This is a genomic window from Modestobacter sp. SYSU DS0875, assembly GCF_054050915.1.
On sequence record NZ_JBJHAH010000040.1, the window covers coordinates 1 to 13,691 of the forward strand.

14 protein-coding genes and 2 tRNA genes are annotated in these 13,691 nt (G+C 74.6%); 9 read left to right on the forward strand and 7 right to left on the reverse strand.

Annotation, left to right across the window (positions count from 1 at the left end; translation table 11 throughout):
* Window positions 1-137 precede the first annotated feature (137 nt).
* Complete coding sequence (locus tag ACI79Y_RS18010; protein WP_457159805.1) at window positions 138-323, reverse strand: hypothetical protein; 186 nt, start codon at window positions 321-323, stop codon at window positions 138-140.
* 98 nt (window positions 324-421) lie between these two features.
* Between ACI79Y_RS18010 and ACI79Y_RS18015 the strand changes: the two genes are divergently transcribed.
* Window positions 422-952: a ferritin gene (locus ACI79Y_RS18015; RefSeq protein ID WP_457159806.1), complete on the forward strand. Its 531-nt coding sequence runs from the start codon at window positions 422-424 to the stop codon at window positions 950-952.
* Window positions 953-995: 43 nt separating this feature from the next.
* On the opposite strand, the gene ACI79Y_RS18020 is transcribed toward ACI79Y_RS18015, so the two are convergent.
* Window positions 996-2,600 carry a carboxyl transferase domain-containing protein gene (locus ACI79Y_RS18020; protein ID WP_457159807.1) on the reverse strand — a complete coding sequence of 535 codons (1,605 nt, stop codon included), beginning with the start codon at window positions 2,598-2,600 and terminating at the stop codon, window positions 996-998.
* 56 nt (window positions 2,601-2,656) lie between these two features.
* Here ACI79Y_RS18020 and ACI79Y_RS18025 point away from each other — a divergent pair, with 56 nt between their 5' ends.
* Window positions 2,657-3,259: an SACE_7040 family transcriptional regulator gene (locus ACI79Y_RS18025; protein WP_457159808.1), complete on the forward strand. Its 603-nt coding sequence runs from the start codon at window positions 2,657-2,659 to the stop codon at window positions 3,257-3,259.
* A 3-nt stretch (window positions 3,260-3,262) separates the two neighbouring features.
* Here the strand turns inward: ACI79Y_RS18025 and ACI79Y_RS18030 are convergent, their stop codons facing one another.
* Both ACI79Y_RS18030 and ACI79Y_RS18035 read right to left on the reverse strand, forming a co-directional pair.
* Window positions 3,263-5,236: a hypothetical protein gene (locus tag ACI79Y_RS18030; protein WP_457159809.1), complete on the reverse strand. Its 1,974-nt coding sequence runs from the start codon at window positions 5,234-5,236 to the stop codon at window positions 3,263-3,265.
* Between the two features lie 93 nt (window positions 5,237-5,329).
* Window positions 5,330-6,553, reverse strand: coding sequence for a hypothetical protein (locus tag ACI79Y_RS18035; RefSeq protein ID WP_457159810.1), 1,224 nt, complete (start codon window positions 6,551-6,553; stop codon window positions 5,330-5,332).
* A 144-nt stretch (window positions 6,554-6,697) separates the two neighbouring features.
* Here ACI79Y_RS18035 and orn point away from each other — a divergent pair, with 144 nt between their 5' ends.
* A complete protein-coding gene (gene orn / locus ACI79Y_RS18040) occupies window positions 6,698-7,378 on the forward strand; it encodes an oligoribonuclease (RefSeq protein ID WP_457159811.1) in 681 nt (226 codons plus the stop codon).
* A 49-nt stretch (window positions 7,379-7,427) separates the two neighbouring features.
* Window positions 7,428-7,503 (forward strand) — tRNA-His (locus ACI79Y_RS18045).
* A 66-nt stretch (window positions 7,504-7,569) separates the two neighbouring features.
* Here the strand turns inward: ACI79Y_RS18045 and ACI79Y_RS18050 are convergent.
* Entirely contained in the window at window positions 7,570-7,725 is a 156-nt protein-coding gene (locus ACI79Y_RS18050; RefSeq protein WP_457140843.1) for a hypothetical protein, read from the reverse strand.
* Between the two features lie 225 nt (window positions 7,726-7,950).
* Between ACI79Y_RS18050 and ACI79Y_RS18055 the strand changes: the two genes are divergently transcribed.
* Both ACI79Y_RS18055 and ACI79Y_RS18060 read left to right on the forward strand, forming a co-directional pair.
* On the forward strand, window positions 7,951-9,165 hold the full coding sequence (locus tag ACI79Y_RS18055) for an AI-2E family transporter (protein WP_457159812.1): 1,215 nt from the start codon (window positions 7,951-7,953) through the stop codon (window positions 9,163-9,165).
* A gap of 163 nt (window positions 9,166-9,328) precedes the next feature.
* A complete protein-coding gene (locus tag ACI79Y_RS18060; protein WP_457159813.1) occupies window positions 9,329-9,871 on the forward strand; it encodes a DUF1353 domain-containing protein in 543 nt (180 codons plus the stop codon).
* A gap of 75 nt (window positions 9,872-9,946) precedes the next feature.
* On the opposite strand, the gene ACI79Y_RS18065 is transcribed toward ACI79Y_RS18060, so the two are convergent.
* Complete coding sequence (locus ACI79Y_RS18065; protein WP_457159814.1) at window positions 9,947-11,092, reverse strand: L,D-transpeptidase; 1,146 nt, start codon at window positions 11,090-11,092, stop codon at window positions 9,947-9,949.
* A 233-nt stretch (window positions 11,093-11,325) separates the two neighbouring features.
* Between ACI79Y_RS18065 and ACI79Y_RS18070 the strand changes: the two genes are divergently transcribed.
* A tRNA-Lys gene (locus ACI79Y_RS18070) sits at window positions 11,326-11,398 on the forward strand.
* A 95-nt stretch (window positions 11,399-11,493) separates the two neighbouring features.
* Window positions 11,494-11,865 (forward strand): hypothetical protein, encoded by a 372-nt coding sequence (locus ACI79Y_RS18075; protein ID WP_457159815.1) that lies wholly within the window; start codon window positions 11,494-11,496, stop codon window positions 11,863-11,865.
* Here the strand turns inward: ACI79Y_RS18075 and ACI79Y_RS18080 are convergent.
* Complete coding sequence (locus ACI79Y_RS18080; protein ID WP_457159816.1) at window positions 11,854-13,032, reverse strand: MFS transporter; 1,179 nt, start codon at window positions 13,030-13,032, stop codon at window positions 11,854-11,856. The genes ACI79Y_RS18075 and ACI79Y_RS18080 overlap by 12 nt on opposite strands.
* 50 nt (window positions 13,033-13,082) lie before the next feature.
* Here ACI79Y_RS18080 and ACI79Y_RS18085 point away from each other — a divergent pair, with 50 nt between their 5' ends.
* Window positions 13,083-13,628: a gluconokinase gene (locus tag ACI79Y_RS18085; RefSeq protein ID WP_457159817.1), complete on the forward strand. Its 546-nt coding sequence runs from the start codon at window positions 13,083-13,085 to the stop codon at window positions 13,626-13,628.
* Window positions 13,629-13,691 lie beyond the last annotated feature (63 nt).

The following is a 13,691-nucleotide window of genomic DNA, read 5'->3' on the forward strand; positions in this document are numbered from 1 at the left end:
CCGCGCGCGCCCCCCCCCCCGCCCCCCCCCCCCCCCCCCCCCCCCCCCCCCCCCCCCCCCCCCCCCCCCCCCCCCCCCCCCCCCCCCCCCCCCCCCCCCCCCCCCCCCCCCCCCCCCCCCCCCCCCGGGAGCGGGGGTCAGGCCGCCTTGCGGTCGCTCTTGGCGAGGGCGGCGTCGGCCTTGCCGACCTTGACCAGCCGGCGCTTCTTGACCGTGTAGCCGGGCGGGAGCGTGCCCTCGGCGAGCGCCCGCAGCGGACACCGGCCGCACCGGGGCTTGTCGACGCAGCACTTCTTCTTGGGCATCTTCGCCGGCTTCCCCACGCGGTGAGGTTAGCCATGCCTTGCTGGCCCGTCCACGGGTCCGGCGTGTCGCCGACTACCGTGCGGAGGACGTCACTTCGCGAGAAACGGGAGCCCCGATGGCCGCCGAGCCCTTCATCGACCTGCTCAACGCCCAGATCGGCCACGAGTTCGCCGCCCACCAGCAGTACGTGGCCTGCGCCATCTACTTCGACGAGCTGACCATGCCGCAGACCGCGCAGCTGTTCTTCGACCAGGCGGCCGAGGAGCGCAACCACGCGATGATGATGGTGCGCTACCTGCTCGACGCCGACGCGCGCGTGCAGATCCCCGGCATCGCCGCGCCGATCACCGACTTCCCCGACGTCGTCGCCCCGGTCGCGCTCGCGCTGGACCAGGAGAAGCGGGTCACCGAGCAGATCAACCAGCTCACCGCCGTCGCCCGGCAGCACAACGACTTCGCCAGCGACCAGTTCATGCAGTGGTTCATCAAGGAGCAGGTCGAGGAGGTCAGCAAGATGAGCGACCTGCTGGCCATCGTCAAGCGCTCCACGCACGACCTGGAGACGATCGAGGACTACGTGCTGCGCGAGGTCAAGGCGGAGTCGACCGACCCGACCGCCCCCGCCATCGCCGGCGCCGCCGGCTGACTCCCCCGGATCTCCGCCAAGACGGCCATCTTGGCGGAGGTCCTCACATCCGGAAGACGCCATAGCCGACCTCCTCCAGGGGGCCGTTCGCGCAGGCCGACAGGGCGAGCCCGAGCACGGTGCGGGTCTGCGCGGGGTCGATCACGCCGTCGTCCCAGAGCCGGGCGGTGGCGTGGTACGGGTTGCCCTCCTCCTCGTACTGCGCCCGGATCGGCGCCGTGAACGCCTCCTCGTCCTCGGCGCTCCAGGCGTCCCCGAGCCGGTCGCGGCGCACCTGGGCGAGCACGCTGGCGGCCTGCTCCCCACCCATCACCGAGATCCGTGCGTTGGGCCAGGTGAACAGGAACCGGGGTGAGTACGCCCGGCCGCACATCGAGTAGTTGCCGGCGCCGAACGAGCCGCCGATGACGACGGTCAGCTTCGGCACCCGGGCGCAGGCGACGGCGGTGACCATCTTCGCGCCGTGCTTGGCGATGCCGCCGGCCTCGTAGTCGCGGCCGACCATGAAGCCGCTGATGTTCTGCAGGAACAGCAGCGGGATCGACCGCCGGTCGCACAGCTCGATGAAGTGGGCGCCCTTGAGCGCCGACTCGGCGAACAGCACCCCGTTGTTGGCGACGATGCCCACCGGGTGGCCGTGCAGCCGGGCGAACCCGGTCACCAGCGTCGGCCCGTAGAGCGGCTTGAACTCGGCGAACCGGCTGCCGTCGACCAGCCGTGCGATCACCTCGCGCACGTCGTAGGGCGTGCGGACGTCGACCGGGACGACGTCGTACAGCGACTCCGCCGGGTACCGGGGCTCCTGGACCGGCTCGACGTCCCACGGCCGGGCTCCGCGCGGGCCCAGGGTGCCGACGATCTGGCGGACGATCTGCAGGGCGTGCGCGTCGTCCTCGGCCAGGTGGTCCGTGACCCCGCTGACCCGGGAGTGCAGCTCGCCACCGCCCAGGTCCTCGGCGCTGACCTCCTCCCCCGTCGCCGCCTTCACCAGCGGCGGGCCGCCGAGGAAGATCGTGCCCTGGCCGCGGACGATGACCGCCTCGTCGCTCATCGCCGGCACGTACGCGCCGCCCGCAGTGCACGAGCCCAGGACGGCGGCCAGCTGCGGGATGCCCGCCTTGGACATGGTGGCCTGGTTGTAGAAGATCCGGCCGAAGTGGTCGCGGTCGGGGAACACCTCGTCCTGCAGCGGCAGGAAGGCGCCCCCGGAGTCGACCAGGTAGACGCAGGGCAGCCGGTTGTGCAGCGCCACCTCCTGCGCGCGCAGGTGCTTCTTCACCGTCATCGGGTGGTAGGTGCCGCCCTTGACGGTGGCGTCGTTGGCGACGACGACGACCTCGCGGCCGGCCACCCGGCCGATCCCGGTCACGATGCCGGCGGCCGGCACCTCCCCGTCGTACAGGCCGTGCGCGGCCAGCGGCGACAGCTCCAGGAACGGGCTGCCGGGGTCGAGCAGCGCGTCGACCCGGTCGCGCGGGAGCAGCTTCCCGCGGTCGACGTGCCGGCGGCGGGCCCGCTCGCCGCCGCCGAGGGCGACCCGCGCGAGGTGTGCGGACAGCTCGGCGACCAGGGCGCGGTGGGCCGTGGCGTTGCGCTCGGCCGCGGTCGGGTCCGCCGGCGGGGCGGTGGGGATCACCGGTGCGTCCACGGGTGCGAGTGAACCACGTCACTCCGGCTCGTGTGAACAGCGGTTAACCTCTCGGCGTGGCCGCCGACCGGGACAGCGCGCTGTCCGCCGACGCCGCGCGCCCGTCCCGCCGCGAGCAGATCCTGCGGGCCGCTGCGCAGCTGTTCGCCGAGCGCGGGGCCCGGGCGGTCGGCGTCGACGACGTGGGCGCGGCCGTCGGTGTCACCGGCCCGGCGATCTACCGGTACTTCACCGGCAAGGACGCGATGCTCGCCGAGATGCTGCTGCGGATCAGCGAGCGGCTGCTGGCCGGGGGTGGCGAGCGGGTCGCGGCGGCCGGGGACGACCCGCTCGAGCAGCTGCGCGCCCTGATCGCCTTCCAGGTCGAGTTCGCCCTGGACAACCCCGCGCTGATCACCGTGCACGACCGCGACCTCGGCGTCCTCGGCGAAACCGACGCCCGGCGGGTGCGGCAGCTGCAGCGGCGCTACGTCGAGGTGTGGGTCGAGGTGCTGGGCCGGGTCCACCCGCGGGCGGGCACCGCGGCCTGCCGGGCGCGGGCGCACGCGCTGTTCGGGCTGGTCAACTCCACGCCGCACAGCGCCGGGCAGCTGCCCCGCCCGGCGATGGCCGAGCTGCTCGGGGCGATGACCCTGGCCGCCGCCACCGCGCCGGCCTGAGGTTCACTCGCCGGTGCCCGGCAGCGCCAGCGCGGAGCTGGTCAGCACGTCGAGTGCCGCGCTGGGCCCGGCCTCGCCGGCCCACGCCGACTCGACGATCGTGACGCCGATGCCCCGCTGGCTGCTGGCGTACTGCGCGCCCTGCAGCCGCGGCGGGGCGCCGGGGTAGCCGATCCCCTCCCGGAGCAGGTCGCTGACGTTGCCGCTGCCGTCGGTGTCGGCCAGCGCGCGCAGCGCCTGCGCCAGCGACGCCTCCGGCATGGTGACCTCGGCGACCGAGACGACCGCCGAGCGGCCGTCGGCCTCCGCCGACCACAGCGAGCGCACCAGGCCGGTGCACTCGTTCTCGGCGAAGAACGAGGCGACCGAGCCGTAGGCGTGGTCGGCGCAGCTGGTGTCGCGCCGGCTGACCTGGAGGGTGTAGGTGACCCCGTCGATGAGCTCGGTGTGCCCGGGCTGAGCGCCGTCGACACCGCCCGGCGCCGGCGCCTCGGTGGTGGCGCCGACCGGGTCGGCCGTGCGCTCGTCCCCGCGGGAGGTGAGGACGACGACGCCCAGCACCCCGGCCAGCAGCACCAGCGCCAGCGCCGCCACCGCGAGCACGGCGCGCCGGCTCCTGGGGGCTCCGGCGGCGGCGGTCGCCCCGCTCCCGGGTGCGCTGCGGCGGGGCCGCAGCCCCGGCGGCAGCTCACGGGGCCCGGCGACCCGCGGTGACCCGGACGGCGGGCTCCCGACGCTCCCCGGTCCGAACGGGTAGGCGGTCGTCGACCGGGAACCGGTGGACGGCTCGTACGCCGGCTGCGCCGCGGTCGCCGGCCCGGAGCCCCCGGGCGACGGGGCAGCGCCACCGAAGAGCCCGTCCAGCCCGCCGGTGTCGTCCCGGTCCGGCTGCGCGGTCTTCCCCTCCGGCGCGGGGTCGGCGAGCAACGACACGGTGTCCCCCGCGCTGGACGACCGCAGCTCGACGGGCACCACCGCCTCCTGGGTCGCATCCGCCTGCGCGGTCCCCGGCGCCTGGTCCGCGGCCGGGGACCCGGCGGGCTCGGCCACCGCGGGCTCAGCGGCCACCGCCGGCTCGGGGGCAGCCGCCTGTGCGGCGGGCTCGGTGCGGGCCGGGGCCGCGGACTCCCCCGCCTGCTGGGCCGCGGACTCCCCCGCCTGCTGGGCCGCCACGGCGGCCGCGGCCACCCGGGCGGCCGCGGCCGGGTCGACCAGGGGCCCGGCGGGCGTGACCCGGCCGATGCCGTTGCCGGTCGCCGGCGCGGCGGCGACCCGGCTGGGCGAGGCGTTGAGCGCGGCAGGCGTGAGCAGGTCGGGACGGCGCAGCACGTAGGGCGAGTAGGGGAAGCCCTCCCCGTTGAGCTCCTCGACCGACGGGGAGCGGCCGGCCACGCCCAGCGCCTCGATCGCCGCCCGTACGTCGGCGGTGGTCCAGAGGCGCGGGTTGTCGGTACCGGCGTGCCGGCTGGCCCGGGCCACGCCGAGCAGCAGCGAGCGGGCGTCCAGGACGGCGACCTGGTCGCCCTCGCCGAGGTCGCCGTCGGCGGGCACCAGCCCGGTGACGGCGCCGGTGAGCACGGTGAGCCGGGCGATCCGGCCGGGCTCCAGGCCGGCGCGCCGCAGGGTCACCGCGACGTGCATGCCGGCGCGCATCAGCCCGTCCAGTGGGGTCGACCCGCCACCGCCGAGCTGCAGCACGCTGCCCGGCCCCTCGCCGTCCCCGATGGTCCAGGGACCCTCCGGGCCGGCGGTCACCACGCCGGTCTGCCGCTCGACCTCGACGACCCGGACGACGGCGAGGCCCTCGGGCACGAAGAGGACCGCGTCCGACTGCCGCCGCTGCAGCGGGGGCTCGACGATCGGCAGGGAGGCCATGACCGCCCCGCGCACGGCGCTGCCGGTGTCCCAGCTGGCGAGCTCGGCGAAGAACGCACGCTCGGCCGCCGACTCCAGGCGGCTCGGCGTGACGATCAGCACGGGGTCTCCACGGTCGGGCGACGGGCCGCCGCGGTCGGGCGACGACGGCACGGACCGACCCGACGTTACGTCATCGCGCCGCCCGTCCCGGGTTCACCGGACGGGCGCGCCGCCGGTTCCCGCCGCGACCGCGGCGTCCGGCGCACCGTCCCGGCCGGGTTCGACCGCGTCCCGCCAGCGGAGGAACGCCGACGTCCGGGCGACGCCGTCGACCGTGCCCCACAGCACGGCGAAGGCGAGCGCGACCAGCGGCAGCGCCGCCCAGTTCCAGGGCGGGACCTCCGCGACGACCGACTGCCCGAAGGCGGCCAGCGCGACCCCGGCGGTGACCGGGAAGGCGGCCAGCCACCCCGGCATCCGGGCCAGCACGGCCAGGTCGACCAGGAAGGCGCCGGCCAGCAGCATCACCGGCACCACCGAGGGCGGGAACCCGGTGGCGGTCAGCAGCAGCCAGGTGACAGCGCGGTAGGCCAGGTAGCCGCCGGCGATCGTCGTCGCCGTCCAGCGCAGCCCGACCGTCTTCCGGGCGACGACGAGCGCGAGCAGACCGGCGCAGACCAGCCACGCGGGGTGCACCCAGGAAGGCACCGGCAGCATGAACTGGGCGGCGTCCTGCCCCTGCGAGGCGGCGAAGTCCAGCAGTTGCGGCTCGGCGGTGGTCCGCCCGGCGCGGTAGTCGGCCAGCGACAGCACCCCGTACTCCTGGTGCTGGTTGGGGAACAGGACGTTCTCCACGAAGAACAGCCACAGTCCCAGCGAGACCAGGTCGCGCAGCCGGCCGGGTGCCGCGTAGAGCCACCAGCCGCGGATGGCGCCGGCCAGCATGATCGCGGTGCCGAGGTAGAGCAGCGCGTGGCTGGGGCTCCAGCTGGTGATGTCCAGCCCGTTGATCCGGTGGTTGACCAGGTCGACCGGGATGGCCACCAGGAAGGTGGCGGTGCCTGCCTGCATCAGCCGGAGCGCCCGCTGGTCGACGCCGTGGCCGCTGTAGCTGTGGAAGACGACCAGCGCGACCACCACGACGGTGCCCAGGGTGTTGAGCAGGTGCGGCGGGGCCAGGTCGTCGCGGAGCCACTTGAAGTGCCAGGAGACGTCCCAGGAGGAGCCGAGCATCTTCAGCGTGAACGCGGCCAGCCAGGCGGTGTAGATCCACCGCAGCTCGAGCTGGCTGGTCGGCCGGCCGGGGCGGCCGGGGGTCATGTAGGCCGCCCAGAGCCAGCGCAGCAGCGCGACGGGATGGCGCAGGCCGGTGCGGAGCGAACCGGGAGCCGGGGGCACCGACGTGGACCGGGGTGCGACGGGCGTGGTCGGGGTCACTCGCAGCTCCGCTGGTTCGAGGCAGGAGCCTGCACAGTAGCGGCGCCGAAGCCGCAGGTCAGCTCGCCGCGGGCAGCTCCGGGGCGGATGGGGCGGCTGGTGCCGGTGAGCCGCCACGGCCCCGCGTGCGTAGGGTGCCGGGTCGTGGCCGAGAGCGCACCGCAGAACCTGGTCTGGATCGACTGCGAGATGACCGGGCTGGACCTGACCCGGGACAAGCTGATCGAGGTCGCCGTCGTCGTGACCGACTCGCAGCTGAACGTGCTGGACCCCGGCCTGGACGTGATCATCCACGCCGACGACGACGCGCTGGACGGCATGCTCGAGGTCGTCACCGAGATGCACGCGAAGTCGGGGCTGACCGAGGCGGTGCGCGCCTCGACGGTGACCCTGGCCGAGGCCGAGGAGCAGGTGCTGGCCTACGTGAAGCGGTTCGTCCCCGAGCGGCGCACCGCACCGCTGTGCGGCAACTCGATCGGCACCGACCGCGGCTTCCTGGCCCGGGACATGCCGACCCTGGACGACCACCTGCACTACCGGATGATCGATGTCTCCTCGATCAAGGAGCTGGCCCGCCGCTGGTTCCCCCGGGTGTACTTCGCCCAGCCGCAGAAGGGGCTGGCCCACCGGGCCCTCGCCGACATCATCGAGTCGATCCGCGAGCTCGCCTTCTACCGCCGGACGCTGTTCGTGGCCGACCCGGGCCCCAGCAGCGACCAGGCGCAGGCCGCATCCGCGCAGGTCGTCGAGGCGTTCGCGGAGGTCCTGGCGGCCGGTGCGGCCGACGGCGCAGCCCTGGGCGACCAGCCCCCCGCAGCGGGCTGAACGACTCCGGTATCGTTGCCCCGGTTCGTCCCGCTCGGGGCGGGCGATGGTGGGTGTAGCTCAGCTGGTAGAGCGCCAGGTTGTGATCCTGGATGTCGCGGGTTCAAGTCCCGTCACTCACCCCACGTGCAGAAGGCCCTGGTCAGTGTCCTGACCAGGGCCTTCTGTGCGTCGGCGCCCCGACGCCGGGGTCAGACCTTCGTGTTGCGCTTCACCCAGCCGAAGACCGCGGTGGCGACGAAGAGCACGGCGCCGATGACGACGAGCCAGAACAGCCCCTCGATCACCGAGCCGATGACGATGAGCGCCAGCCAGATGACCAGCAGCAGCGCGATGAACCCGAGCACGGGCCCTCCTCTCGTAGTGTCCTGTCCCGCCGGTGTCCGACAACGGCCCGGAGCACTCCCGGACCGCTGTGATCGTCACGAGAGCGTCATGGCCCGTCCCGGTGGGCGGGCCGGCCATGACGCGGACCGCTGCGCACCGGGTCCGACCTGGCGAAAGGGGGGCAGGGCATGAGGGAACAGCCGCCGGTCCCTGCTGACCCCGCGACCGCACGCCCGGACGGTCGGGTGACCGCACTGCACCGCGAGGCGACGATCGCCGGGCGCCTCCTGGTCATCGGGCTGGCCGCCGTGGGCGCCATCTGGCTGGTGCTGCAGGTCCAGTTCGTCGCGGCCGCGGCGATGCTGGGCCTCGCGCAGGTGGCGATGCTGTGGCCGATCACCCGCTGGCTGCGGTGGCACGGCGTGCCGGCCGTGCTGGCCGCCGTCCTCTGTGTCGTGGCCTACCTGGCGTTCTTCGTGAGCGTCCTGTTCTTCCTCGTGCTCCAGTTGATCGGCGCCTGGCCGGGCCTGGTCGCAGCGGGCACCGACGCCGTCAACGCGATCTCCGCCTGGGCCCAGGACCGCACGGACGACCTCGACAACGCCGGGCTCGACCAGGTCCTCGACCAGCTGGAGTCGTCCGTGGGCACCGCGATGAGCGGGCTCGGCGGTGCGGCGGCCCAGGGCCTCAACGCAGCGGGCAACGTCGCGACCGTCCTGGCGATCGCCCTGTTCTTCACCCTCTTCGCCCTCACCAGCGGCGACCGGTTGTGGCGGCAGTTCGTCCGGGCGCTCCCACCGGGGCGCCGTGCGCCCACCGACGCGGCCTTCCGCGCCGGCATGCGCACGGCCGGTGCGTGGTTCTACGCGGCCACCGCCACCGGCCTCATCGACGGAGTCCTCATCGGCTTCGGGCTGTGGGTGCTCGGCGTCCCGCTGGCCTTGCCGATCGGCGCGCTCACGTTCCTGCTGGGCTACGTGCCGCTGGTGGGGGCCACCATCGCGGGTGCGGTGGCGGTCGCCGTCGCCGGGGTCACCGGCGGGCTGAGCCAGGCGCTGTGGGCGCTGCTGATCGTGGTCGTGGTGCAGCAGATCGAGGGCAACGTGCTGGCCCCGCTGCTGCTCTCCCGGGCGATCAGCTTCCACCCGCTCGTCGTGCTGCTCCTCACGACCGGGGCCGCCTCGGCGTTCGGCCTGCTGGGGCTGTTCGTCGCGGTCCCGGTGGCCGGGGTGCTCGCGGCCGCCGTGCAGGGGTGGCGCCGGGAGATGCGTTCCCCGGCGGAGGTGCGGCCGGCCGGCCCGGACGGTGCGGATGGCGCCGAGGTCCGGGCAGCACCGCTCGGACCCGGCCACCGACCCGGGCCAGACTCGCCCGAACCGCTGGCGAGCACCCGGTCCACGTCCACGCCCACGCGCGCGCGCCGAGAAGAAGGCCCGCGCGGGAGCCGCGAGAGCGGCTGAGCGGACGGCGGGGCCGGTTGCGGCGTCGCGTCGCCGAGCTCGGTACGTCGTGTTCCGGACCATGGACGAGAAGTGGGGGTACACCGACGACGGGCCGGTGAAGCCGGGGCATCTGCCCAGTCCCCGCCGGACGAGGTCCGCTCGATCGGGCAGGCTGCGCCTCGTGCCGTTCGACCCACCGCCACTGACCGTCTGCCGCGCCGACGACCTGTGCTGGGAGGTGGTCGAGCCGCTGGTCTACCGCGGGCGCCGGGACGTCTTCGTCGTCCCGGCCGGGTTCCGCACCGACTTCGCCTCGGTGCCCCGGGTGGTCGTGTGGCTGTTCCCGCAGTTCGGTCGGTTCACCCTGGCCGCGGTCCTGCACGACTGGCTGGTGACCGAGGGGGTGCGCAGCACCGTGGTCAGCGCGCGGGACGCCGACGGCCTCTTCCGGCGGGTGCTGCGCGAGCTCGGGGTCCCGCCCGTGCGTCGCTGGCTGATGTGGACCGGCGTGCGCTGGGGCGCACTGGTGCCCCCGGCGCGCCGGGCGGGCTGGGTCCGCGACGCGCCCCGGGTGCTGGCGCTGTCGCTGCTCGCTGCGCCGCTGGTCGTGCCGCCGGCGGCGGTCGTCGCCGTCGCGCTGGGGGTCTACACCGCGGTCGAGGCCGCCGTCTGCGCCGTCCTGCCCGGGAGCCACCGACGCGCCGACCGCGGACTGCGGCTGTAGCCGATGGGAGGCCGGACCCGGACCGGAACGCGGAGCGGGTCAGGGGCCGGGTCACGGCCACCCGGGCGGGTCCGGTCAGGAGAGCGCGGAGCCCGCCTGCCACTCGCTCCACGGGATCGCCCAGTCGTAGATGTCGCCGTCGACCGCCGAGAGCATCGGGCCGATGGAGTTGACCACCTCGACGACGTCGCCGGGCTGGGAGAAGTCGTAGAACCACTTGGCCCGGTCGGTGGAGAGGTTGATGCATCCGTGCGAGACGTTCGCCGAGCCCTGGTCGCCCACCGACCAGGGCGCCGCGTGCACGAACTCGCCGTTGTTGGAGATGCGCGTCGCGTACTCGACGTCGGTGCGGTAGCCACCGGGGGCGTCGACGGCCAGGCCGAAGGTCGAGGAGTCCATGGTGATGTCGGCGAACTTCTCCAGCACCACGTGCGCGCCGTTGCGGGTCGGGTTCTCGCTGCTGCCGGCGCTCATCGGCCAGCTCTGCACCTGCCGGTCGCCGTCGTGCACGGTGAGCGTGTGCGCACCGGCGTCGGCGACGGAGACGTGCTTCGCGCCGATGGAGAAGGAGATCGTGCGGTCCTTCTCGCCCCAGACGCCGTCGCCGAAGTCGACGCCGTAGAGGTCGGCGTGCAGCGTGACGTCGGTGTGCGCCGGCCAGTACGTCGACGGGCGGAAGTGCACCTCGTCGTCGCGCACCCAGTTCCACACGCCGTCGGTCGGGGTGGAGCTCTCGACGAGCAGGTGGCTCTCCACGGCCGCCTTGTCGGCCACCGGGTCGTCGAAGAACACCCGGATCGGCATGCCGACGCCGACGGTGGTGCCGTCCAGCGGGCCGATGCCCGGGGTGGACAGCGTCGCGGGGCTGACCGTGGTGAAGGTGCTGGTGGCCGTGGTCTCCACGTCGTCGGCGTTCGTCGCCGTGGCGGTGACCGTGTAGCTGGTGCCGTAGGCCAGCGGCTCGTCGGGCGTCCACGCCTGCGCGGCCGGGTCGCCCTCCACGGCGCCGACCGTGCCGGCCACCGTGACGCCGTCGGCGGTGGTCACCTCGACGTCGGCCAGCTCGCCCGCGGCGACGGTCAGCTGCACCGGCGTCGTGGGCGGGAGGCCGGTGGCGCCGTCGGCGACGCTCAGGGAGACCTCCGCGGGCGCGGCCGACGACGGTGCCGCCGCAGCGGACCCGTCGGACGACCCCTGACAGCCGACCAGCAGCGCGAGCACCGCTGCGATGAGCGCTGCGGCGATCCGTCTCGCCCGGCGTGACCCCACGACGACCTGCCCTCTCCCGGCGCACGCCCACCCGAGCCCGTCCCGGAGGCACCGCACGCACATCGACCCAGTGTCCACGCCGGTGCTGACAGTCAGGTGTGAGCAGGGGCATGCTGCCCAGCTGCTCGTGGGCGACGGACGCCGTGTAGAGTTCTCCTCCGTTGCCCGGCACTGCCGCGCGACACGCGCCATTAGCTCAATTGGCAGAGCAGCTGACTCTTAATCAGCGGGTTCGGGGTTCGAGTCCCTGATGGCGCACCCCCCGCGAAGCGGCCTCGTCCTCCGGGACGAGGCCGCTTCGTCGTTCCCGGGCCGGGCGGCATCCCCGCCAGCGGGCAGGCACAGTGGAGGGCGTGACCGCACCGTCGAACTCCCCCGCCGATCTCGGCGCCGCCCGCGCCCGCGAGTACCTGCAGCTGGTCGAGGCCGGCCGCAGCGACGACGCCGAGCAGCTGCTCACCGGCCTCTCCGACACCCGCGAGCTCGTGTACGTCGGCGCCGGCTTCACCGCGCTGGCCCGCCGCGCCGGCCGCACCCTGCCCACCGCGATGCGCGCGCAGGCCAGCACCCGACAGGTGCTGCTCGGCCAGCTGCGCGACCGCAACCGCGGCGACGCCGAGGGGCTGCGGGAGTGGCTGCGCCGCGCCGCCGAGGAGGTGCGCACGGTCGACCGGCTGGCCGAGGCGGCCCGGCAGCAGCTGGGCACCGCCGGATCAGCCGGGTGAGGCGCTCAGCGGCGTCCGGCCGAGCGCGGCGGCCAGCGGCAGCGCGACGGTGAGCAGCACCGCGATCAGCACGTACGTCCACGGCAGGCCCACCCCGGCGGCGACCGCCCCGACCAGCAGCGCGCCGGTCGCCGTCCCGCTGTCGTAGCAGACGTTCCACACCGCGCTCACGGTGGCGGCCGGACCGCCGCCGGCGCGCGCCAGCGCGACCACCAGGGTGAGGTTCTGCACTGCGCCGTAGGTGACGCCGAGCAGCAGCGAGCCGCCCAGCACGAGGGCCGCGCCGGCGGCGACCAGCCCCCAGGCGATGAGCAGCAACCCGGCCACCCCCGCCGCCAGCGTGCCGGGCAGCAGCGCCCGGGCGCCGAGCCGGTCGACCAGCACCCCCACCCGCCACCGGGCGAGCCCGCTGGTCAGGCCGTAGCAGAGCAGCGCCACCGGGGCGAGGGCCCCGTCGGGCCGCTCGATCGGCAGGAAGGTGAAGAACCCCGCCGCGGCGAACGTGACCACCAGCAGCACCAGCGACGGGGCGATGGCGGCCCGCACCGCTCGGCGCGCCGAACCCGGCCGCGGTCTCGGCTGCTCGACCGCGGCCATCGCCCGGCCCAGCGCCGGCGCGAACAGGCAGGCGAGCGCGGGTGCGGCGGAGAGGGCGGCCACCCAGCCGAAGTGCCCGGCCAGGGTGAGGGCGGTGCCCCCGGGCACCGCGCCCAGCATCGGCACGGCGATCGCCAGCCCGTACAGGCCGATCGACTCGCCGCGGCGCTCCGGTGGCACCACCTGCGCGGCGATCGTCGAGCCGAGCACGGTGATCACCGCGAAGCCCAGGCCGCGGACGGCGGAGACGGCGGCGAACCAGCCCAGGTCCTCCGACAGCAGGTACAGCGGCGAGGGCAGCCCGAGGGCGAGCAGCCCGGCGACGAGCACCGGGGTGAGCCCCAGCCGGTTCACCAGCGCCGGCACCGCCAGCTGACCCAGCACGGTCACGCCGAGGAACACGGTGGTGACCGAACCGGCCGCGGTGAGCCCGTGTCCGACCGCCGCGGCGTGCGCCGGCAGCGCCGAGAGCAGCAGCGAGTAACTGAGGAAGCCGAGCAGGTTCAGGGAGAACAGCGACCGGACGGCCGGGATCTGCCACAGCGAGCTCCGCGGCTGCGTCCCGGTCACCCGCCGTCCTCCCGTCGCCGGTTCCCGGCATCTGCCCCTACGGTCGAGGCATGGAATCCACGCCCAGCATCCCGGCGTCCACCAGCATCGTCGTCATGGGGGTCTCCGGGTCCGGCAAGTCGACCATCGCCACCGAGCTCGCGCGACGGCTGCAGTGGGAGTTCATCGAGGGCGACGACCTGCACCCGCCGGAGAACGTCGAGAAGATGCGCAGCGGCACCCCGCTGGAGGACGAGGACCGCTGGCCGTGGCTGCGCCGCATGGCCGAGCTGATCGGCGAGCACGAGGCCGCCGGGACGTCGTTCATCCTCACCTGCTCCGCGCTCAAGCGGAGCTACCGGGACCTGCTCCGCGACGGCCACCCCTCGGTGTGGTTCGCCCATGCGAACACCTCCGAGGAGGTGCTCACCGAGCGGCTGGCCATGCGCCAGGGGCACTACATGCCGCCGAGCCTGCTGCGCAGCCAGCTGGAGACCCTGGAACCGCTGGGCGACGACGAGCCCGGCGCCGTGGTGTCCGGCGAGGGCTCCGTGGAGGAGACGGTCGCCGACTTCCTCACCGAGCTCTGTGAGGAGCGGAAGATCCAGCTGCCGTGACACCGGTCGGCCTTCCGGCCTCCACTGCGACGGCTCGATGTCGACGGGGTCCGTCGCTCGGCC